At 69.8% G+C, this 19991-nt stretch carries 17 protein-coding genes, 5 tRNA genes and 1 pseudogene; 13 read left to right on the top strand and 10 right to left on the bottom strand.

What is annotated here, in order from left to right:
- The first annotated feature begins 475 nt into the window (after positions 1-475).
- Positions 476-682, top strand: a complete 207-nt coding sequence (gene bldC / locus GQF42_RS21990) for a developmental transcriptional regulator BldC (RefSeq protein ID WP_003949541.1) — start codon at positions 476-478, stop codon at positions 680-682.
- Between the two features lie 459 nt (positions 683-1141).
- Here bldC and GQF42_RS21985 read toward each other — a convergent pair whose 3' ends face one another.
- The 8 genes from GQF42_RS21985 to GQF42_RS21950 all read right to left on the bottom strand — a co-directional run bounded on the left by GQF42_RS21985 (position 1142) and on the right by GQF42_RS21950 (position 8101).
- Positions 1142-1342 carry a DUF6274 family protein gene (locus tag GQF42_RS21985; protein WP_158922466.1) on the bottom strand — a complete coding sequence of 67 codons (201 nt, stop codon included), beginning with the start codon at positions 1340-1342 and terminating at the stop codon, positions 1142-1144.
- A 175-nt stretch (positions 1343-1517) separates the two neighbouring features.
- A tRNA-Asp gene (locus GQF42_RS21980) sits at positions 1518-1592 on the bottom strand.
- A 97-nt stretch (positions 1593-1689) separates the two neighbouring features.
- Positions 1690-5634, bottom strand: a complete 3945-nt coding sequence (gene hrpA / locus GQF42_RS21975) for an ATP-dependent RNA helicase HrpA (RefSeq protein ID WP_158922464.1) — start codon at positions 5632-5634, stop codon at positions 1690-1692.
- A 114-nt stretch (positions 5635-5748) separates the two neighbouring features.
- On the bottom strand, positions 5749-6093 hold the full coding sequence (locus tag GQF42_RS21970; RefSeq protein WP_233273415.1) for a hypothetical protein: 345 nt from the start codon (positions 6091-6093) through the stop codon (positions 5749-5751).
- Positions 6094-6153: 60 nt separating this feature from the next.
- A tRNA-Phe gene (locus GQF42_RS21965) sits at positions 6154-6227 on the bottom strand.
- Positions 6228-6251: 24 nt separating this feature from the next.
- Positions 6252-6326, bottom strand: a tRNA-Asp gene (locus GQF42_RS21960).
- A 38-nt stretch (positions 6327-6364) separates the two neighbouring features.
- Positions 6365-6437 (bottom strand) — tRNA-Glu (locus tag GQF42_RS21955).
- 80 nt (positions 6438-6517) lie between these two features.
- Complete coding sequence (locus GQF42_RS21950; protein WP_158922462.1) at positions 6518-8101, bottom strand: metallophosphoesterase family protein; 1584 nt, start codon at positions 8099-8101, stop codon at positions 6518-6520.
- An 83-nt stretch (positions 8102-8184) separates the two neighbouring features.
- Between GQF42_RS21950 and GQF42_RS21945 the strand changes: the two genes are divergently transcribed.
- From GQF42_RS21945 to GQF42_RS21910, 8 genes are all read left to right on the top strand, one after another.
- Positions 8185-8535, top strand: coding sequence for a metallopeptidase family protein (locus GQF42_RS21945; protein WP_158922460.1), 351 nt, complete (start codon positions 8185-8187; stop codon positions 8533-8535).
- 87 nt (positions 8536-8622) lie between these two features.
- On the top strand, positions 8623-9150 hold the full coding sequence (locus GQF42_RS21940; protein ID WP_158922458.1) for a hypothetical protein: 528 nt from the start codon (positions 8623-8625) through the stop codon (positions 9148-9150).
- Between the two features lie 227 nt (positions 9151-9377).
- Positions 9378-11579, top strand: a complete 2202-nt coding sequence (locus GQF42_RS21935) for a DEAD/DEAH box helicase (RefSeq protein WP_158922456.1) — start codon at positions 9378-9380, stop codon at positions 11577-11579.
- A gap of 116 nt (positions 11580-11695) precedes the next feature.
- Complete coding sequence (locus GQF42_RS21930) at positions 11696-13219, top strand: amino acid permease (protein WP_158922454.1); 1524 nt, start codon at positions 11696-11698, stop codon at positions 13217-13219.
- A gap of 99 nt (positions 13220-13318) precedes the next feature.
- Positions 13319-13391, top strand: a tRNA-Lys gene (locus GQF42_RS21925).
- A gap of 491 nt (positions 13392-13882) precedes the next feature.
- Positions 13883-14824 (top strand): STAS domain-containing protein, encoded by a 942-nt coding sequence (locus GQF42_RS21920; RefSeq protein ID WP_158922452.1) that lies wholly within the window; start codon positions 13883-13885, stop codon positions 14822-14824.
- Positions 14825-14986: 162 nt separating this feature from the next.
- Positions 14987-15427: a DUF5994 family protein gene (locus tag GQF42_RS21915; protein ID WP_150945574.1), complete on the top strand. Its 441-nt coding sequence runs from the start codon at positions 14987-14989 to the stop codon at positions 15425-15427.
- A 77-nt stretch (positions 15428-15504) separates the two neighbouring features.
- Positions 15505-16698, top strand: coding sequence for a PP2C family protein-serine/threonine phosphatase (locus GQF42_RS21910; protein WP_158930420.1), 1194 nt, complete (start codon positions 15505-15507; stop codon positions 16696-16698).
- Between the two features lie 24 nt (positions 16699-16722).
- On the opposite strand, the gene GQF42_RS21905 is transcribed toward GQF42_RS21910, so the two are convergent.
- The gene (locus tag GQF42_RS21905; RefSeq protein ID WP_158922450.1) at positions 16723-17205 is read right to left on the bottom strand and encodes a DUF5994 family protein; all 483 of its coding nucleotides are present in this window, start codon (positions 17203-17205) and stop codon (positions 16723-16725) included.
- 244 nt (positions 17206-17449) lie between these two features.
- Between GQF42_RS21905 and GQF42_RS21900 the strand changes: the two genes are divergently transcribed.
- Positions 17450-17734 carry a hypothetical protein gene (locus tag GQF42_RS21900; RefSeq protein WP_158922448.1) on the top strand — a complete coding sequence of 95 codons (285 nt, stop codon included), beginning with the start codon at positions 17450-17452 and terminating at the stop codon, positions 17732-17734.
- A gap of 40 nt (positions 17735-17774) precedes the next feature.
- Here the strand turns inward: GQF42_RS21900 and GQF42_RS21895 are convergent.
- Positions 17775-18083 (bottom strand): annotated as a pseudogene (locus GQF42_RS21895) (site-specific integrase); the annotation flags it as partial.
- On the opposite strand from GQF42_RS21895, the gene GQF42_RS21890 reads away from it, so the two are divergent.
- Genes GQF42_RS21890 through GQF42_RS21880 form a run of 3 tightly spaced genes read left to right on the top strand, consistent with a single transcriptional unit; the run spans position 18064 to position 19866 of the window.
- Complete coding sequence (locus GQF42_RS21890; protein ID WP_199272753.1) at positions 18064-18588, top strand: aldo-keto reductase family protein; 525 nt, start codon at positions 18064-18066, stop codon at positions 18586-18588. The pseudogene GQF42_RS21895 and the gene GQF42_RS21890 sit on opposite strands and share 20 nt — an antisense overlap.
- Positions 18572-19408: a hypothetical protein gene (locus GQF42_RS21885; RefSeq protein WP_158922446.1), complete on the top strand. Its 837-nt coding sequence runs from the start codon at positions 18572-18574 to the stop codon at positions 19406-19408. The genes GQF42_RS21890 and GQF42_RS21885 overlap by 17 nt, the downstream gene beginning before the upstream one ends.
- A gap of 14 nt (positions 19409-19422) precedes the next feature.
- On the top strand, positions 19423-19866 hold the full coding sequence (locus GQF42_RS21880; RefSeq protein WP_158922444.1) for an NUDIX domain-containing protein: 444 nt from the start codon (positions 19423-19425) through the stop codon (positions 19864-19866).
- Positions 19867-19991: the final 125 nt, after the last annotated feature.

Below are 19991 nucleotides of genomic sequence, written 5' to 3'. Positions count from 1 at the left end.
GGCCATCTGACGGGACGTTGGTCCCGATCCGGGCGTTTGTGTCAAGGATGGCTGAAGCGTGACGGACCGCACGTACAGGGCCCTTGCGTCTCTTGCCACTCCTCATGCCAAAATAGGACAAGGAGTCCGGGGAGGGCTCCGTCCGCCCAACTATGCTCCATTGTGGGTGGAATCTCGGCATTGCGTGCTTTGGGGGGTCTGATGACTCCTGATCGTCCTGTGACTGATCGTCACAGTGGCGTGACTGTCCGCTATGGCATGGTCCATCGGCTTCCGTCGCTGATGAACACCTGGGAGGGCAATTCCATCGGTTTGGCCGACGCGGCTGGACAGATGGTGTAGTTGTAGTGCCGAGGACAAGCCGTTCGTCCTATAACCGACTCGACTCGCGTCCGCCATTTCGGGCAACGCGGGTCAAGGTGCAGAATTTAGAGGAAAGAACCGAGAAGGTTCGGTTCTCCCGAGGAGGCCGCTCATGACCGCTCGCACCCCTGATGCCGAGCCGCTGCTGACCCCGGCTGAGGTCGCCACCATGTTCCGCGTCGACCCCAAGACGGTCACGCGGTGGGCGAAGGCCGGCAAGCTCACGTCCATCCGTACGCTCGGCGGGCACCGCCGCTACCGCGAGGCCGAGGTCCGCGCTCTGCTCGCGGGTATCCCGCAGCAGCGCAGCGAGGCCTGAACAACTGCATAACCGGGCGAAACGGCTGGTCCCCCAACCCGCCGAGACGTCCGAACCCTAGCTCCAAGCGACACGGGGCCTGCCCCAACAGGACCCACGCCCGAGCCGAAGAGAACGTTGTAGGCAGCGACACAGGGTGCGTCGTAGATCGCGCTGGACTCCGCCGGGTCCAGCGCGATCTTTTTTGTGCGCTGGTTGGCGTGTGGGGGCGGGTCTGTGAGCGGGCTTGTCGGAGTCTGGGGAGGGCTGTCGGAACCGCTGTGCGAGCCCTCCGGAGCTGGTGCAATTGCACATATTAAATTGACCAGTTGTAGGACGGGGGTAAGTTCCGCCCTTTTGGAAACTCATGCGGTGACTCCCGTCACATGCTCCGGCGGTTGTTGCCGGGGGCATGTGTGCGCTAGTGGAGCGACAGCTTCCAGGGTCCCACGCACGGTGGGCAGTTGGGGCGGGCGTTGGTCACGCGCTGCAGGGACTTTCGTCCTCGAGATCCTCGACGCCCTCGTCGCCCGCCTCCCGGATCCGCGTTCCGGCGTCCATCGCCAGCCGCAGGAGGTGATGACAGACGGGGCAGTGGCGGGTGAGGTGCCGGAAGGGCGAGGCGGCCGACAGATGCGCCCTCAGCAGCGCCCGCGTCTCGTGCCTGGCCGATGCCGCCATACCCCACCTCCGGGGCCGCAGAGGGAAGCGGGCCCTGCCTTCTGGGTACCGAGGGAATGTGGCGCCGTCAAGGCCGCGGACGTCTGCGGCCTTCCGCAGGGTCGGGAGCACGGCCGGGCGTAAGGGCCGGACGCAGAAGAAGGGCCCCCTCGCGGGGGCCCTTCTCTCTTCTGTGCGGTCCTGACGGGATTTGAACCCGCGGCCTCCACCTTGACAGGGTGGCGAGCACTCCAAACTGCTCCACAGGACCAGGTTTCGCGGCGCTCGGCTTGCTGCGTTGCGCTGCGAAAAGAGACTGTACAGGAGGTGGGGCCGCCTGGTCGAACTCACTCCCTGTACACGTACGCTTACGGCACGGCCGCGTCGATCGCCTTCACGATCCGCTTGTCGGAGACGGGGTACGCGGTGCCGAGGGCGTGCGCGAAATAGCTGACCCTCAGCTCCTCCAGCATCCAGCGGATGTCCAGGACGGCCTGCGGAACCGGGCGGCCCTTGGGGAGCTGCTCCAGGAGCCAGGCGTACTCGTCCTGCATCTCGTGGACCTTCTCCATGCGGGTGGTGTCGCGCTGGACGCCCGTCGGCATCTGCTGCAGGCGGCGGTCCGCGGCCACCAGGTAGCGCATCAGGTCGGGCAGGCGGCGTATGCCCGCCCAGGTCACGAAGCCCGGCTTCACGAGGGCGTCCAGCTGCGCCCTGACGTCTGTCAGGTTCGCGAGCAGCACCGGGCTGCTCGTGGCCTTCAGGCGGCGCTCACAGGCCTGCCAGGCGGCCAGCACCTGCTGCACCTGGCCGACCGTACGGACCGTCGTGTCCACGATCTCCGCGCGCACCTTGTCGTACAGCTTCCGGTACGACTCCTCGTCCCAGACCGGGCCGCCGAAGTCCGCGATCAGCCTGTCCGCCGCGGCCATCGCACAGTCGTCGAACAGGGCCTGGATGGAGCCGTGCGGGTTCGCGGACAGGGCGAGCTTCTGGGCGTTCGTCAGCTTCTCCGAGGCGAACTTCGCCGGGTTCACCGGGATGTTCCGCAGGATCAGGCGCCGGGTGCCCTTCCACATGGCTTCCGCCTGCTCGGCCTCGGTGTCGAAGAGCCGCACCGAGACCGTGTCGCCGTCGTCCACCAGTGCCGGGTACGCCTTCACCGGCTGGCCGGCCCGGCGGGTCTCGAAGACCCGGGTGAGCGTGCCGATCGTCCAGTCGGTCAGCCCCCTGCGTTCCAGGGACTCGCCGCCCTCGCGAGAAGCGGTGGCCGCTGCCACCTGGGACAGGGCCTTCCTCGCCTTGGGCTTCAGCTGGAGCTGCAGGGCCTGAAGGTCCTTGTCCTCGGCCAGTTTCCGGCGCCGTTCGTCCACGATCCGGAAGGTGATCCTCAGGTGGTCCGGGACCTTCGACCAGTCGAAGTCCTGCGCCTCGAACGGCACGCCGACCATCCGCCTCAGCTCGCGCGCCATCGTCACCGTCAGCGGCTCCTGCAGGGGCACCGCCTTCTCCAGGAACGCCTTGGCGTAGTTCGGCGCGGGCACGTAGTGGCGGCGGACCGGCTTGGGGAGGGAACGGATCAGCTCCGTCACGACCTCCTCACGCAGGCCCGGGATCTGCCAGTCGAAGCCCTCGTCGGTGACCTGGTTGAGCACCTGGAGCGGGATGTGGACCGTCACACCGTCCGCGTCCGCGCCCGGTTCGAACTGGTACGTCACCCGGAACTTGAGCTGCCCCTGCCGCCAGGAGTCCGGATAGTCGGCCTTGGTGACCGCCTCCGCCGACTCCCGGATGAGCATCTCCCGCTCGAAGTCCAGGAAGTCCGGCTGCTCGTGCCGCTTGTGCTTCCACCAGGAGTCGAAGTGCGCGCCGGAGACGACGTGTTCGGGCACCCGCTGGTCGTAGAAGTCGAAGAGCGTGTCGTCGTCGACCACGATGTCCCGGCGCCGCGCCCGGTGCTCCAGCTCCTCGACCTCGCTGAGGAGCTTGCGGTTGTCGGCGAAGAACTTGTGGTGCGTGCGCCAGTCGCCCTCCACCAGCGCGTTGCGGATGAACAGCTCGCGACTCGCCTCCGGGTCGATCCGGCCGTAGTTCACCTTGCGCTGGGCGACGATCGGGACGCCGTACAGCGTGACCTTCTCGTACGCCATCACGGCCGCCTGGTCCTTCTCCCAGTGCGGTTCGCTGTACGTCCGCTTGAGCAGGTGCTCGGCGAGCGGCTCGACCCACTCGGGCTCGATCTTGGCGTTGACCCGGGCCCAGAGCCTGGACGTCTCCACCAGCTCGGCCGACATCACGAACTTGGGCTGCTTCCTGAACAGCGACGAGCCCGGGAAGATCGCGAACTTGGCGCTGCGGGCGCCCAGGTACTCGTTCTTGTTGCCGTCCTTCACGTCCTTCATCCCGAGGTGGGAGAGGAGGCCGGCGAGGAGGGAGACGTGGATGCGGTCGCCGGGTGCGTCCTCCTCGGCGAGGTGGATGCCCATCTGCTTGGCGACCGTACGCAGCTGGGTGTAGATGTCCTGCCACTCGCGGATGCGCAGGAAGTTCAGGTACTCCTGCTTGCACATCCGCCGGAAGGAACTGGAGCCCCGCTCCTTCTGCTGCTCGCGGACGTACCGCCACAGGTTCAGATAGGCCAGGAAGTCGCTGGTCTCGTCCTTGAAGCGGGCGTGCTGCTGGTCGGCCTGGGCCTGCTTGTCGGCCGGGCGCTCGCGCGGGTCCTGGATGGACAGCGCGGCGGCGATCACCATGACCTCACGCACACAGCCGTTCTTGTCGGCCTCCAGGACCATACGGGCCAGGCGCGGGTCGACGGGCAGCTGGGCCAGCTTGCGGCCGGTGTCGGTGAGCCGCTTGCGCGGGTCCTTCTGCGCCGGGTCCAGCGCGCCCAGCTCCTGCAGCAGCTGCACGCCGTCGCGGATGTTGCGGTGGTCCGGCGGGTCGATGAAGGGGAACTTCTCGATGTCGCCGAGGCCGGCGGCGGTCATCTGCAGGATGACGGAGGCCAGGTTCGTCCGCAGGATCTCCGCGTCCGTGAACTCCGGCCGGGCGAGGAAGTCGTCCTCGCTGTACAGCCGGATGCAGATGCCGTCGGACGTACGGCCGCAGCGGCCCTTGCGCTGGTTGGCGCTGGCCTGGGAGACCGGCTCGATGGGCAGCCGCTGGACCTTGGTGCGGTGGCTGTAGCGGCTGATCCGGGCGAAGCCGGGGTCGATGACGTACTTGATGCCGGGAACGGTCAGGGAGGTCTCGGCGACGTTGGTCGCGAGAACGATCCTGCGCCCGGCGTGCGGCTGGAAGACCCGGTGCTGCTCGGCATGGGACAACCGCGCGTACAGCGGCAGGATCTCGGTGAATCTGTACTTCCTCTTCTCCAGCGCGTCCGCCGTGTCCCGGATCTCGCGCTCGCCGGAGAGGAAGACGAGGATGTCGCCCTGGCCCTCGGCCTGGAGTTCTTCCACCGCGTCGCAGATGGCCGTGATCTGGTCGCGGTCGGCGTCCTCCGACTCCTCTTCGAGGAGGGGGCGGTAGCGCACCTCCACCGGGTACGTCCGCCCGCTGACCTCGATGATCGGCGCGTCGCCGAAGTGCCGCGAGAAACGCTCGGGGTCGATGGTGGCGGAGGTGATGACGATCTTCAGGTCCGGCCGCTTGGGCAGCAGCTGCGCCAGATATCCGAGCAGGAAGTCGATGTTGAGGGACCGCTCGTGGGCCTCGTCGATGATGATCGTGTCGTAGGCGCGCAGTTCGCGGTCGGTCTGGATCTCGGCGAGCAGGATGCCGTCCGTCATCAGCTTGACGAAGGTGGCGTCCGGGCTGACCTGGTCGGTGAAGCGGACCTTCCAGCCGACGGCCTCGCCGAGCGGCGTCCGCAGCTCCTCGGCCACCCGCTCGGCGACGGTGCGCGCGGCGATACGGCGGGGCTGGGTGTGCCCGATCATGCCGCGCACGCCCCGGCCCAGCTCCATGCAGATCTTGGGGATCTGGGTGGTCTTGCCGGAACCGGTCTCACCGGCGACGATGACGACCTGGTGATCGCGGATGGCGGCCGCGATCACGTCCTTCTTCTGGCTGACGGGCAGCTGCTCGGGGTACGAGACGGCGGGCACACGGGCACGCCGTTCACCGATCCGTGCCTCGGCCCTGTCGACCTCGGCCTCGATATCGGCGAGGACGGCGGCGCGGGCCTCCGGCTTACGGATCTTGCGCGCGCCCTCGAGCCGCCGCCCGAGCCGGTGCGCGTCACGCAGCGACAGCTCGGTCAGACGGGGGGCGAGGGTGCCGAGGGCGGGGGCGGGATGCGTAGACATACGCGGTCCAGGATCTCACCCCGGCCGAAAATCACGCGAATGATTTGAGCCGGGCCGGACACGGCACCCGAAGAGGCGTGGATCCGTGCCCGAAATGCGGCTCCGTCGTGGGGGCTAGTTGCTGCGCTGAGCCGGCGGCACGGAGACCGGCGGCACGGCGGCGGGCGGCACGGAGAGCGGCGATGCCGAGGCCGCCGCGGCGCCTTGTGCGAGCGACTTCGCGGTGTTGGAGATGGCCTTGATCCCCAGGTAGGCGGTGGTCATGCTGCTCATAGCGGTGAACGCGGCGGTCAGGATGCCCACGATCACCGACTTGTCCCCGTCGAGCCGCCAGACGCCGACGACCGCGACCACGACGATTGCGAGGTTGCTGACGACGACCGCGAGCAGCCCGTACCGCGCCCGGGTCTTCTCCAGCTGGGTGCCCGCCGTCATCGCCACGACCTGGTCCTGGCTCATCGCTCTGCTCTCCCCCGTGTACGACGAAGGCCCCGTTCATCGAACGGGGCCTTCTGGCTGTGGCTGGGGCCGGGGTCGAACCGGCGACCTTCCGCTTTTCAGGCGGACGCTCGTACCAACTGAGCTACCCAGCCACGAGGTTTCACGTGAAACCTCAGCGGTCCTGACGGGATTTGAACCCGCGGCCTCCACCTTGACAGGGTGGCGAGCACTCCAAACTGCTCCACAGGACCAAGCTTGTGCGTGCAACAGTGTCGCACACGATCTTGCGTGCCCCCAACGGGATTCGAACCCGTGCTACCGCCTTGAAAGGGCGGCGTCCTAGGCCGCTAGACGATGAGGGCTATCGGCCCGCCTGGGCGCTTCTCAGCGCGTCGGGGACGTGAGAAGCATATGGGATGGCGAGGGCTATCGCCAAAACGGTTTACGGCGAGGGGGCGGAGGAGGTTGCCGACCCGGACGGGCTCGGGCCGGTGCCGGGCTTGACCGGGGTGGCCAGATGGCGGCTGACCTCGGCCGTCGTCTCGCCCAGCCCGCCCAGCCTGATCGCGTCCCAGGCCTGGAGACGGCGGCTGTCCCGGTCGAAGTAGAGGATCGAGGCCTCGATCGGGGCGGGGTACTTGCCCTCCACCGCGCGCAGCCCGCTGCCGCCCGTGGAGCCCTCCATGCGCAGCCGGGTCCCGTAGGGCAGCATCTCGTCCCCCTCGTGGTGGAGATGGCCGCAGAGCACCAGGGGCACCTCGCCGTCCGTCTCGCGGGCGGCGGCGGGCTCGTGCGCGACGGCGACGTCGACCGGGGTGTGCCGGGCCCTCTGGTCGCGCAGGGCGCTGGCCAGCCGGTCGCCGGCCAGCTGTTCGGCCGCGTTGCCGCCGGGCGCCACCGAGCGGTCGGGCGTGAACTGTGGATCGCCCATGCCCGCGAAGCGCAGGCCCGCGACCGTCTGCGCACGTCCCTCGTCCAGGACGTGCACGTTCTTCATCCGCTGCAGATAGCGCTGGGTGACCATCGAGTCGTGGTTGCCCCGCACCCAGACGTACGGCACGCCCAGGTCCCTGATCGGGTCCAGGAAGCCGTTCTCGGCCGCTATGCCGTGATCCATGGTGTCGCCGGAGTCGACGATCACGTTCACCTTGTACTGCTCCACCAGCGAGGCGACGATCTTCCAGCTCGCCGGGTTGAGATGGATGTCCGACACGTGCAGGACCCGGATGGTGGAGGGGTCCGGCTGGTAGGCCGGGAGCGTGGAGGTGACGGCGTAGAGCTTCGTCACATTCGTCACCAGGCGGGCCAGCTCCTTCTGGTAGACGTCGAACTCGGTGACGATGCTGCGTGCGTTGCCGACCACGGACGGCGCCGAGGACAGCAGCCCCGAGTACTTGGGCTCCAGTACCGACCTCGGGTTCCAGGTGGCGTACGCCGACATGCCCGAGGCGGCGAGCAGCGCCAGGGCCAGTCCGCCCGCGGCCAGGGCCCGGCGCGGGCGGCGGTAGACGGCGAGGCCGAGGGTGGTGGCGCCTGCGACCACCGCGGCACAGGAGCGCACGGCCAGGTCCAGGGTGCCGTGCTCGACGTCGCGGGTGACCTCCTCCTGCAGTCCGGAGAGCCGCTCGGGGTGGTCGACCAGGTCCTGGGCGCGCAGCGGGTCGAGCTGGTCGACGTTGACGTCCAGGCGGACCGGGGCCACGTGGCTGTCGAGGGTGAGTGCGCCCAGCGGCGAGATGTTGATCTTCGTGCCGCCGGAGAGGGAGGGGCGCAGCGTCATCGTGGTGTTCATCGGGCCGACGGGGGCCCGGACGCTCCCGACGATCAGCAGGCCCAGCCAGGCCCCGACGAGGATGACGGCCATGAGCCCGAGGCCGCTCAGCCAGGGGCGGACGGTCCGTCCCGGGCCGGGCAGCGGGCGGGCCGCCGGTCCGCGGCCCCGGAGCGTGCGGGTGCCGCGGCGTGCGCGGCGCGGGCGTACGCGGTTCGTCAGCGTGCGGAGGGCTGCGACGGGGACGCGGACCATTGGTCCCGTATGCCCATGTCCGGGTGTGGATATGCGACGCCGCGCCGCTCTCGTACGAAGCGCTCGTACCGGACAATGACCCTGTGCTGGAGATGACGCGCGAGGAGTTCGAGGAACTGGTCGCCGAGGCGCTCGACCGGATCCCGCCGGAGCTGACACGGCTGATGGACAACGTGGCGGTGTTCGTCGAGGAGGAGCCGCCGGCGGACGATCCCGGGCTGCTCGGACTCTACGAGGGGACCCCGCTGACCGATCGCGGTGAGTGGTACGCGGGGGTTCTCCCCGACCGGATCACGGTCTACCGGGGGCCGACGCTCAGGATGTGCGCGTCACGGGAGGACGTGGTCGCGGAGACCGAGGTGACGGTGGTGCACGAGATCGCTCATCACTTCGGGATCGACGACGCGCGGCTGCACGCCCTCGGGTACGGCTGAGCCCCGATGCGTACGGGGCGCGTGTCCTCTTGCGGGCGGCGGGAGTTGGGGAGGTTGACTCCTTTCCTTGCCCCGGAGGTGGCCGCTGTGCGCCCCTTGTACGTACCCGCCCGGCTCGCCGTCACCCTGCTGACCGTCGCCGCCGCAGCGGGCTGTGTGAACGTCGGTGACGACGCCGGCGGGGCCCGGCCCTCGCACTCGGCGGGCCGGCACGGCGGCGAGGCGCCCGACGGCGGCCCGGTGATCGGTGTCGGCGGCCGACGCGAGGGTGCGGCGGGCGACGGCAAGCACGGCAACGGCGGCAAGGCGAAGCCCGGGGAGTCGCCCAGCGCGTCGGCCACCTCCTCCGGCGTGGGCAGCGCGTCCGCGACGCCCGCGCAGCCCGGCAAGCCCGGGCGGCCGGGGAAGACCGCGGGTCCCGGGGACCCGGTGCCGACCAAGGCCCCGCCCGCGCCCCCGCCGGCCACCTCCGCCCCACCCGCCCCTCCGGCCTCCACCCCGCCTCCGGCCACCTCCGCGCCCCCGTCGGCCGAGCCGTCCTCCTCGGCGCACGAGGGGGCCGGCCCGCAGCTGGTCCAGCGTGAGCCGGCCCCCGTGGCGGGCGTGCCTGCCTGAGCGGGGCAACCGGAGCCGACCTGCGACTTTGAGGCCCGGTTTGCCTTCAGGGGTGGTGGGTGCGTATGGTGGTAGATCGTTTGATCCCATTTGCCCGGCGCCACCACAGAGCGCGCCGTGTGGCGCGTACTCTCCTTTGCCGTGGCGGACCGCATTGAGGCGGTCGTGAGCGAATCACGGAGTTGACGGGCGCGTGCCGACGAGACTCCGGAAGGTTTCGCATTCGCATGTCCGTGTCCAGTACTGACCAGTTTGTCGTGTCCGAGAACGAGTTCAACGAGCTGAACCAGCTCGACAGCGAACTCACCGACGTGACGACCGAGGTCACCGAGGCCCCCGAGGCCGCTGACACCACCCCCCAGACCACCTTCGCCGACCTCGGCCTGCCCGAGGGCATCGTGCGCAAGCTTGCGCAGAACGGCGTGACGACCCCCTTCCCGATCCAGGCCGCGACCATCCCGGACGCCCTGGCCGGCAAGGACATCCTCGGCCGTGGCCGCACCGGCTCCGGCAAGACCCTCTCCTTCGGTCTGCCGACCCTGGCCACGCTGGCCGGCGGCCGTACCCAGAAGCACAAGCCGCGCGCGGTCATCCTCACCCCGACCCGTGAGCTGGCCATGCAGGTCGCCGACGCCCTCCAGCCGTACGGCGACGTCCTCGGCCTGAAGATGAAGGTCGTCTGCGGCGGCACCTCGATGGGCAACCAGATCTACGCCCTCGAGCGTGGCGTAGACATCCTGGTCGCCACCCCGGGCCGCCTGCGCGACATCATCAACCGCGGCGCCTGCTCCCTCGAGGACACCCAGATCGCCGTCCTGGACGAGGCCGACCAGATGTCCGACCTGGGCTTCCTGCCCGAGGTCACCGAGCTGCTCGACCAGGTCCCGGCCGGCGGCCAGCGCATGCTCTTCTCCGCCACGATGGAGAACGAGATCCAGACCCTCGTCGACCGCTACCTGAACAACCCCGTCTCCCACGAGGTGGACGCGGCCCAGGGCGCGGTGACGACCATGTCGCACCACATCCTCATCGTGAAGCCCAAGGACAAGGCGCCGGTCACCGCCGCGATCGCCTCCCGCAAGGGCCGCACGATCATCTTCGTCCGCACCCAGCTGGGCGCCGACCGCGTCGCCGAGCAGCTGCGCGAGGCGGGCGCGAAGGCCGACGCGCTGCACGGCGGCATGACCCAGGGCGCCCGTACCCGCACCCTGGCCGACTTCAAGGACGGTTACGTCAACGTCCTGGTCGCCACCGACGTCGCCGCCCGTGGCATCCACGTCGACGGCATCGACCTGGTCCTGAACGTGGACCCGGCCGGCGACCACAAGGACTACCTGCACCGTGCCGGCCGTACCGCCCGTGCGGGCCGTACCGGCACGGTCGTCTCCCTGTCCCTGCCGCACCAGCGCCGCCAGATCTTCCGCCTCATGGAGGACGCGGGCGTCGACGCCGCGCGCCACATCATCCAGGGCGCCGGTGCCTTCGACCCGGAGGTCGCCGAGATCACCGGTGCCCGCTCCATGACCGAGGTCCAGGCCGAGTCCGCGAACAACGCCGCCCAGCAGGCCGAGCGTGAGGTCGCCCAGCTCACCAAGCAGCTGGAGCGCGCCCAGCGCCGCGCGAGCGAGCTGCGTGAGGAGTCCGACCGACTGGTCGCCCGGGTCGCCCGCGAGCGCGGCGAGGACCCGGAGGCGGCGGTGGCCGAGGCCCAGGCGACGGCCGCGGAGGAACTGGCGGTCGCCGAGGCCGCCGCCGCGCAGCAGGCCGAGCGCGAGGAGCGTCCGGCGGCTTCGGCGCCGTACGAGCGCCGGGAGCGGCGCGGCTTCGACCGGGACCGCGGCGAGCGGGGCGAGCGGGGCTTCGAGCGTCGTGAGGACCGTCGTCCGTTCGACCGTGACCGCAACGACCGTGGTGGTCGTTCCTTCGAGCGTCGTGACGACCGTGGTGGCTTCGAGCGCCGTGACGAGCGTCGTGACGACCGTGGTGGTCGTGGTTTCGAGCGTCGTGAGGACCGTCGTCCGTTCGACCGTGACCGCAACGACCGTGGTGGTCGTTCCTTCGAGCGTCGTGACGACCGTGGTGGCTTCGAGCGCCGTGACGAGCGTCGTGACGACCGTGGTGGTCGTGGTTTCGAGCGTCGTGAGGACCGTCGTCCGTTCGACCGTGACCGCAACGACCGTGGTGGCCGTTCCTTCGAGCGTCGTGACGACCGCCGTGACGACCGCCGTGACGACCGTGGCGGCTTCCGCCGGGACGAGCGCGGCGGACACCGGGGCAGCGACCGTCCGTTCAACCGCGACCGCCGTGACGACCGCCCGGGCTTCCGGTCCGGTGGCCACGAGCGTCCCTTCGGCCGCCGTGACGACCACCGCGGCACGGGCTCCTTCGGCCGCCGCGACGACAAGCCCCGCTGGAAGCGCAACGGCTGACACCGGGTGAGCGCCACCGAGTGATCCGAGAAGGGCCCGTACGACCACGTCGTACGGGCCCTTTTTGGTCACGGCGTGAGGCATGTCCCGTCCCCGCCAAGGGAATTGCTGGGGGCATGACAGAAGACGCGAGAGTGAGCGAAACGCACGGCGCACACGGCCCGTCGGACGAGGAACGGCTGGCCCAGCTCGGCTACACCCAGGTTCTCGCCCGCCGTATGTCGGCGTTCTCGAACTACGCAGTCTCCTTCACGATCATCTCGGTGCTGTCCGGCTGCCTGACCCTGTATCTCTTCGGCATGACCACCGGCGGCCCGGCGGTGATCACCTGGGGCTGGGTGGCGGTGGGCCTGATGACGCTGTTCGTCGGTCTGTCGATGGCCGAAATCTGCTCCGCGTACCCCACGTCGGCCGGCCTGTACTTCTGGGCCCATCGCCTCGCGCCACCCCGCTCGGCGGCGGCCTGGGCGTGGTTCACGGGCTGGTTCAACGTCCTGGGCCAGGTCGCCGTGACCGCGGGCATCGACTTCGGCGCGGCCTCCTTCCTCGGCGCGTACCTGAACCTCCAGTTCGGCTTCGAGGTGACGCCGGGCCGCACGGTCCTGCTCTTCGCGGCGATCCTCCTGCTGCACGGCCTGCTGAACACCTTCGGCGTCCGGATCGTCGCGTTCCTGAACAGCGTGAGCGTGTGGTGGCACGTGCTCGGCGTCGCGGTGATCGTCGGCGCCCTCGCCATCGTCCCCGACCACCACCAGTCGGCGTCCTTCGTGTTCACGAAGTTCGTGAACCAGACGGGCTGGGGCAGCGGCCCGTACGTCGTCCTCCTCGGCCTTCTGATGGCCCAGTACACCTTCACCGGCTACGACGCCTCGGCGCACATGACGGAGGAGACCCACGACGCGTCCACGGCGGGCCCCAAGGGCATCGTCCGCTCCATCTGGACGTCCTGGATCGCCGGCTTCGTTCTCCTGCTGGGCTTCACGTTCGCGATCCAGTCCTACGGCAAGGAGTTGACGTCCCCGACCGGCGCACCGCCCGCCCAGATCCTCCTCGACGCGCTGGGAGCGACGACCGGCAAGCTGATGCTGCTGGTGGTGATCGGCGCCCAGCTCTTCTGCGGCATGGCCTCGGTGACCGCCAACAGCCGTATGATCTACGCCTTTTCCCGGGACGGCGCGCTGCCCTTCTCGCGCATCTGGCACACGGTCAGCCCGCGCACCCGCACCCCCGTGGCAGCGGTCTGGCTGGCCGCTCTGGCCGCCCTGGTGCTGGGCCTGCCCTACCTGATCAACTCGACGGCGTACGCGGCGGTGACGTCGATCGCGGTGATCGGCCTGTACATCGCGTACGTCATCCCGACGTTCCTGCGCGTCCGCAGGGGCGCCGGCTTCGAACGCGGGCCGTGGCACCTGGGCCGCTGGTCGGGGGCGATCGGGGTCGTCTCGGTGGGGTGGGTGGTGGCCATCACGATCCTCTTCATGCTCCCCCAGGTCTCCCCGGTCACCTGGAAGACCTTCAACTACGCGCCCGTTGCCGTCCTGGTCGTCCTCGGCTTCGCGGCGACGTGGTGGCTGGCCTCGGCCCGCCACTGGTTCCTCACCTCGGACCGGGTTCCGGTCCCCGATCCGGCCGAAAGGTGAGCATCCCGCCCACTCTGTCACCCGCGACGCGGCCGGTGCACCGATACCCGATCGGAGACACGGCCGCGTCCGGCTATGCTCGGACAGGCAACATCTCCTGGGCCCTTAGCTCAATTGGCAGAGCAGTGGACTTTTAATCCATTGGTTGTGGGTTCGAGTCCCACAGGGCCTACGGTGGGTAGGCGGGGGATATGGCCCCTGACCTGCTACGCAGCGTCCGGGTCGGCGTCAGCTGGCTCGGACGCTGCTTCGTTTCCGGGCTCCTGCGTGCGCGATGCGTGAGCGGGAAGCGCGGCCACCTGCGGCGGTTTTGTGTGAGACCGCCCTCAGCGGATACCCGGCGGGCGTGAGGTACGGCAGTGTGCCCCACGAGTGGGCCGTCTGCCCCGGATGTCTCCATGAGCCTCGGCAGGCGGTGCGCTCCTTACGGGCCTTACGGGTGAGCCCGTCCGGTGCTGCGGGCCGAGTCGGCCGGCGGCGTACGGTGGAGATACCGAGGGCATCACGCACTCCGGCCGTCCTGCCGGGTCGTCCTCGGCGAGAGACGAACCCCGGGCCGTCCGAGCGGCGGTGCGGAGACGGGTCGGCAATCATGCCCGCCGCGATCACAACAACTCCGCACCCTTCCCTGGTCGTTGCGTTTCCCCGCCGAAGGGCGGGGTGATGGCCGTGCAGCGCCTGGACATCCACCGGCGTGACCGGGGGGAGCGGGCCATCGTCACGCTCGTCGGCGACATCTGGCCGGCCTCGGCGCCCCTGCTGCGGGCCGCGCTGGAGCAGTGCCTGCGCGACGGCATGGCAGCCATCGACGTCGATCTCACCACGGTCGGCTCCTGTGACGCCAAGGGCCTGGACGTCTTCCTGACGGCGTCACGGCATGCCGGCCTCGTGCACTCCTGCCTGCACCTGCACCATCCGTGCGCGCAGATCACCCGGCTCCTCGCGGGCACCGGCTCCGCGTCCCTGCTCCGCGATCTGCTGGACACGTCCGCGGCGGGTCCGTCGGCCGGCGGGACGCAGACGTCCGGCGACCGCGCCGGTGCGCCGGTCGTCAAGGACGGGATCCGCCTGCGCAGGCTGACTCGCCGGCAGGTGGAGGGGATGAGCGAGGACATCGCCGACCTGGCCGTGGCCGGCCCCTTCATGCGGGACGACTTCCTGCGGCGGCTTGCCGTCGGCGCCCGACGGCCTGGCTTCGCGCTGCTGGTGGCCGAGACGACGGTGTTGGTGGGGTGCGTCTTCGGGTTTCCGGTGAGTCCCGTCAGCCGGTCCGAGCAGGGGTTGCAGGAGAGCGTCCAACGGCTCACCGGCTGTGCCCGGTTCCTGCTCCTCACCCAGGTCGTGGCGCACCAGCACCCACAGCGCCGCGACATCGGCCGCCGTCTGCAACAGCGTCTGCTGGCCGATGAGCGCACCGAGCTCGGAGTGGCCTTGCTGATTCCTGCCGACCGGGCCGGACAAGCCGCCTACGACTCGTGGGGCTGGCGGAACCACGGGGAGATGGTCGGGCTGCCCGGTCGGGGCGCTCCTTGCGTGCTGACCCTGTTCCGGGAGAGCGGATCTTCGCTGCCTGCGCCTCGGGCCGCCGTTCCAAGCCGGGCGTAGCCTTGAAGACACCGAGAGCATGTCGGGCGCATGATCAGGACAGCGCCGTTCCCGGCGAGTGGCGAACGAGGGCAGCTCCAGGCCGCCCGGACGGGATCGCACGATGGACTCCCCCGCACCGCCGCGGGAGACCGGCCGCCGAGTGACGCGCACACGTACAGGATGCCGCTGGCACGGCTGAGGCTCACGCCGGAGGCCAGCCACGGCCCGCTGGACGGAGCGTGGTGGCCGCGTTGCGACGCGCTGGAACTGGAATTGCCCGCGCTCGTGGGCTCGCTCGACCCCGGCCTTGGCACGGTCACCCGCGTCACGGTCGGCGCTGCGGCCTGGCCTGACGCGCCACTGACCGTGTCGGCGCCGGACCACGTGATCGAGGTCGTCCTGAGCGACGCCACCGCCGAGGAGCATGCCATCACCCTGGACTGCGGCACCCTGGGGCGCTGGGAGCTGCTGGTCGTCCCGCCCGACGAGCCGGCCGGAACCGCCGAACGCCTGCTGACCGCCGCCGCCGATCCGTGGAATCCGCTGTCGGCTCAGCGCACCTTGGCACATGTCGAGGACGGCTTCGGCCGGGAGGGCGCAGGGGAACAGCACGGCCCATGATGGAGTGATGGGACGGGTAGTCCTTTCGCCGGCCGACCCCGCCGCCGGTGTCCGTGTGGATCACGGTGGGTGAGCTGATGACGGCCGAACCGGGCACGGACCGCTCCGAGAGCTTCGGGGAAGCGCTTCTGGGGGCGGTTCTCGACCGGGCGCACGAGCTCCCGCCCCACCTCATCGGACCGCTGGTCGCCGACGTGGTGGAGCGGCTCGGCGGCCGCCGTCCGCAGGTGCTGCTCCAGGACTACGGCCAGTTGCTGCTCGTACCTCTGCGCGGTGAGGGCCTCACGGGCGGGGATCCGCAGGACATCGACGCTTCCGTCGCGGGCTGGTGCTTTCTCGATGCCCAGCCCGTCGAGGTGCCCGAGGCCGACGGCGTACGGGTCCACCTGCCGCTGCTGGACGGCGGCGACCAGGTGGGCGTCATGGCCGTGACGCTGGACCGGGTCGATGACGACGACCGGCGGCTGCTGGCCAGGCTCTCCGGCCTGGTTGCCGACCTGCTGGTGACCAAGCACGGCTACTCCGACCTGTTCTTCTCCACCCGCCGCGGTGAGCCGATGAGCGTCGCCGCCGAGATCCAGTGGTCCCTGCTGCCGCCTCTGGCCATGGTCATGCCGCGGGTCGCCGTGGCCGGGATCCTGGAGCCCGCCTACGACGTGGCGGGGGACAGCTTCGACTACGCGCTCAACGGTGACATCCTCCACGTGGCCATGATCGACGCGATGGGGCACGGCCTGGGCGCGGCCACCATGGCCACCGTGGCCATCGGCGCCTACCGTCACGCCCGCCGCCTCGGCACCGGCCTGTCGGAGATCTACGCCGCCATGGACGTCGCCGTGGTACACCAGTTCGGCCCGGACCACTTCGTCACCGCCCAGATGATGCGGCTGGACACGGCCACGGGGCGGATGCACTGGGTCAATGCGGGACACCCGCCACCGATACTCGTGCGCGATCACCGCGTCATGTGTCGGCTGGACGTCCCCACGACCCTCCCGGTCGGCATGGGCGGCGCGGAGCCAGAGGTCGGCGAGCTGGACCTGGAGCGCGGAGACCGCGTCCTCTGCTTCACGGACGGACTGATCGAGGAACACGCCGTGGGTGAGGAGCAGTTCGGTGAGGACCAGCTGATCGACTGGGTGAACCGGCTGGAGAGGACCGGTCGCGGGGTCCGGGCGGTGGCGCGCTCCCTGTCGCACACCCTCAAGCGGGCGCGGGGCGGCCACACGACGGACGACGCGACGCTGCTCCTGGTGGAGTGGCGCGGCTGACCGCACCACCGGCCACGACAGGGGTCAGCCGGACGGCCTCTGCCCGCTTCCCGTGTCGATGAGGATCTGCTCCGCCTCGCTGACGTTGCCGGCCAGGACGGCCTGTGCCATCGCCGCGCGGGCGGCCTCGGGCGGCGTGTCCGGTGGGACCACCAGCAGCGAGAAGAGGTCCCGGTCGCCCCGGGTGATCAGGACCGTGTCGTCACCCACCGGGAAGGAGTCCACGTGTACCACGTGGTCGCCGACGACGATCCGGTTCGGGAGCCCCTCCCAGGCCGTGGCATCCAGCCCGACGCGGGTCAGGGGGCCCAGGTGCTCGGTGAGGGCGCTCAGCAGCGCGGGCAGCTCGGCACCGATGTCGCGCGACCGTGGCCACCACGCCCCGTCGAGGACGCCTTCGCGCGATGCCGTCGTCTCCAGCCGGAGCAGTGCACTCCCCGGCCGCACGGCATGGTGCACACCGCTCGGCAGGTGCCTGGAACCAGGGGATGTGTCGGAGCCGGTCATGGAGGACCACCTGTCCGGGATCCGGTGCGAACACGGGATCCGCCTCGCTTCTGACCACGCTACTCCCCATCACCGCGAGCATCGGCGTCGCCGGGAATCGCCGGGACGCCCGCATACAGCCAGGGCAAGCCGCATGAGGGGCTGCGCGGCGGGGCACCCGGGCGGCGGAGGCTCTGAGCGAGGCCGCAAGGCCGACTGCCTGTCGGCATCAGCAGCCTCGGATACCAGCCTGAGAGCGCCAGCCATGACGACACTCCGTGAACGCAAGACCTACCGCAAGGCCGTCCTCCGGCAACTCTACGGAGCCATGGAACGCAACCGACCTGAGGTCAGCGGGGCGGCACTGCGCGAGGCGCTCCGGCTGCCCGACGACGACCTGTCCGCAGCCTGCGCCTACCTGGCCGACGAGGGCCTGATCACCGTCGAGTGGACGTCGCACAAGACGCCCGCCACCGTCTCACTGTCCCATGAGGGCATCCGTTACATGGAGGAGGAAGAGGAGTGGGGTGATCCCAGGCCGAGTGAGTGACGCGGCTCCACGCCCGGTCGCTGCTTTTCGGGCCGGGACTTCAATCCCCGTGTGATGCCTGGGCGGATGTGCCGGTGGCCTGCGGATCGAACGCTGCCGGGGCGGACGGTTCGGCGGCTGCCGGACGAGACCGCGGGATCAGCTTCGCTGCCTTCTCAGCGATTTCGCGGTCGAGCTCCGGGAGCAGGCTCGTGTACGTGTCCGAGGTCAGCGTGATGGTGGAGTGCCGGAGGGTCTCCTTCACCGTGTGGATGTCGCCGCCGCCTCCGTGCGTGAGCGTCGCGGCCACGTGGCGCAGGTCCCGCAGGGTGATGGGGGGCAGGTCGGTCGTGGCGAGGACACGGCGGAACCCCAGCGCCTTCACCGCCCTCGAAGCCGAGGCCCGCGCCGGACGGATCGGAGGCTACGGCGTCGCCACCTGGACCGGCTTCGACGGCGCGCTCAGCGTCGCCGACCTCCTCAAAATCGCCACCCACTGCGGAGGCCGCGGCCATCATCTGTCCGCCATCCAGCTCCCCGTCTCACTGGTCATGCTCAAACCGGTCGCCCAGGCCCTGGAGGGCACCGGCCCCCTGGCTGAGGCAACCGCAGCCGGCCTGGACACGTTCATTTCCGCCCCCCTGCATGGCGGAGAACTCCCCACCATGGTCACGGACGAACTCGCCCGACTCATCGACCCAGGCACCACCCCGGCCGAGGCCGCCCTGCGTGTCACCGCGTACACCCCAGGGGTGAATCACGTCCTCCTGGGGTCCGGGAACGCGCAACACTGGGAGGCCGCCCAGCGCGTCCTTGCTTTACCTCCGCTCCCGGACAAGACCCTGCACGAGGTGATCGATGTTCTCGGCGCCTGACGACGCCACCGCCCAGCGCATGCGTAACGCCAGGATCTCTGCGTGCACCGCTCTCGCCTTGACCGACCTCGCCGAGGAACCCATCTGGGGCTACGCCGGCCGGACCCTCTCCGGCGCCGTGACCAGCGCGCAAGGCACCGGCTGGCTCCGCGTCGTCGCGGAGCCCCCCGACAAGGCGCACGGGAAACTCTGGGACGACCCGAAGACCGCCCAGGAACTGCTTCCTCCCGCGATCCCCCGCCCTGTCCTCCATGACGTCCACGACTGGCAGGCCGCCGGCTGGGCGTACCGAGCCGAGCTGTATCAGCACACGGACGCCACCGTCATCTCCCGCTCACCGGTCCTCGAACACGACCCGGCCCTCCCCAAGACATGGTGGACGAAGCTGCGGACCGCACTCGACTGCCTTGCCGAAGTCCCCACCGAACGCATCGCCGTACGCGAGGAGTACATCCGCCGGGCCATCCCCGAATACACAGGCTGCGATATCGGTCAGATCGAGTGGTCCACAGCCCATGGCGATTTCCACTGGTCAAACCTCGCCGGTCCCGACCTCACCATCCTGGACTGGGAAGGCTGGGGACAAGCCCCGGTCGGCTTCGACGCCGCCCAGTTCTACCTCTACTCCCTCCACACCCCCGCCACGGCCGCCCGTGTCCGCCAGACCCTCGGCCACATCCTCGACACCCCAGCCGCACGTGTGGCAGAACTGACCATCTGCGCCCGGGTTCTCCAGGCTGCCGACCGCACGCCGTTCTACAAGGAACTTGCGGGCCCGGTGAAGGAGTACCTGGACGCGACATACGAGAGGACGAGGTGAGAGCGGTCGAATCCATGACCCTCCTCGTTGCCGCAGTCATCGTCCACGACAAGGCCACCAACCGCGTCGTCCTCCTCCAACGCAGCCAGAACGCCAAGTTCGCACAGGGCATGTGGGACCTCCCCGTCGGCAAAAGCGAACCCGGCGAGCCCATCACAGAGACCGCCGTACGCGAGCTGTACGAGGAAACCGGCCTAACCGTGAAGCCGCACTCCCTGAAGGTCGCCCACATCATCCACGGTGCCTGGGGTGTCGAAGCCCCCAATGGCTTCCTCACCGTCGTCTTCGCCGCCCACGAATGGACGGGCGAGCCCGAGAACCGAGAACCGAGCAAGCACACCCAGGTCTGCTGGGTCAGCGCTGAGGCTATCCCGGAGGCGTTCGTGGAAACCACGGCGAGCGCCCTCCGCCGATATCTCACGGGTGGTCCGGAGATCTCCCTTGACGGCTGGCGGTAGCTGCCCTGATCGGTCGTAAATCAGGGCAGATGCTGGCGCAGGTCGGCTCTCGACTGTGGCCACGTGCAGGCCGAAGGCTCCGTCAGTCGCTGCGACGGACGGGGCTTTGGCTTCGAGGCACCGTT

Origin of the sequence: Streptomyces broussonetiae, from assembly GCF_009796285.1 — a bacterium.
GTDB lineage: Bacteria > Actinomycetota > Actinomycetes > Streptomycetales > Streptomycetaceae > Streptomyces > Streptomyces broussonetiae.
This window is presented reverse-complemented; position numbering and strand designations above follow the sequence as displayed.

Coding starts and splice junctions, on each gene's coding strand:
- bldC (WP_003949541.1), top strand. CDS start 476: ATGACCGCTCGCACCCCTGATGCCGAGCCGCTGCTGACCCCGGCTGAG.
- GQF42_RS21985 (WP_158922466.1), bottom strand. CDS start 1,342: ATGGCGGCATCGGCCAGGCACGAGACGCGGGCGCTGCTGAGGGCGCAT.
- hrpA (WP_158922464.1), bottom strand. CDS start 5,634: ATGTCTACGCATCCCGCCCCCGCCCTCGGCACCCTCGCCCCCCGTCTG.
- GQF42_RS21970 (WP_233273415.1), bottom strand. CDS start 6,093: ATGAGCCAGGACCAGGTCGTGGCGATGACGGCGGGCACCCAGCTGGAG.
- GQF42_RS21950 (WP_158922462.1), bottom strand. CDS start 8,101: ATGGTCCGCGTCCCCGTCGCAGCCCTCCGCACGCTGACGAACCGCGTA.
- GQF42_RS21935 (WP_158922456.1), top strand. CDS start 9,378: ATGTCCGTGTCCAGTACTGACCAGTTTGTCGTGTCCGAGAACGAGTTC.
- GQF42_RS21930 (WP_158922454.1), top strand. CDS start 11,696: ATGACAGAAGACGCGAGAGTGAGCGAAACGCACGGCGCACACGGCCCG.
- GQF42_RS21920 (WP_158922452.1), top strand. CDS start 13,883: ATGGCCGTGCAGCGCCTGGACATCCACCGGCGTGACCGGGGGGAGCGG.
- GQF42_RS21915 (WP_150945574.1), top strand. CDS start 14,987: ATGCCGCTGGCACGGCTGAGGCTCACGCCGGAGGCCAGCCACGGCCCG.
- GQF42_RS21910 (WP_158930420.1), top strand. CDS start 15,505: ATGACGGCCGAACCGGGCACGGACCGCTCCGAGAGCTTCGGGGAAGCG.
- GQF42_RS21905 (WP_158922450.1), bottom strand. CDS start 17,205: ATGACCGGCTCCGACACATCCCCTGGTTCCAGGCACCTGCCGAGCGGT.
- GQF42_RS21900 (WP_158922448.1), top strand. CDS start 17,450: ATGACGACACTCCGTGAACGCAAGACCTACCGCAAGGCCGTCCTCCGG.
- GQF42_RS21885 (WP_158922446.1), top strand. CDS start 18,572: ATGTTCTCGGCGCCTGACGACGCCACCGCCCAGCGCATGCGTAACGCC.
- GQF42_RS21880 (WP_158922444.1), top strand. CDS start 19,423: ATGACCCTCCTCGTTGCCGCAGTCATCGTCCACGACAAGGCCACCAAC.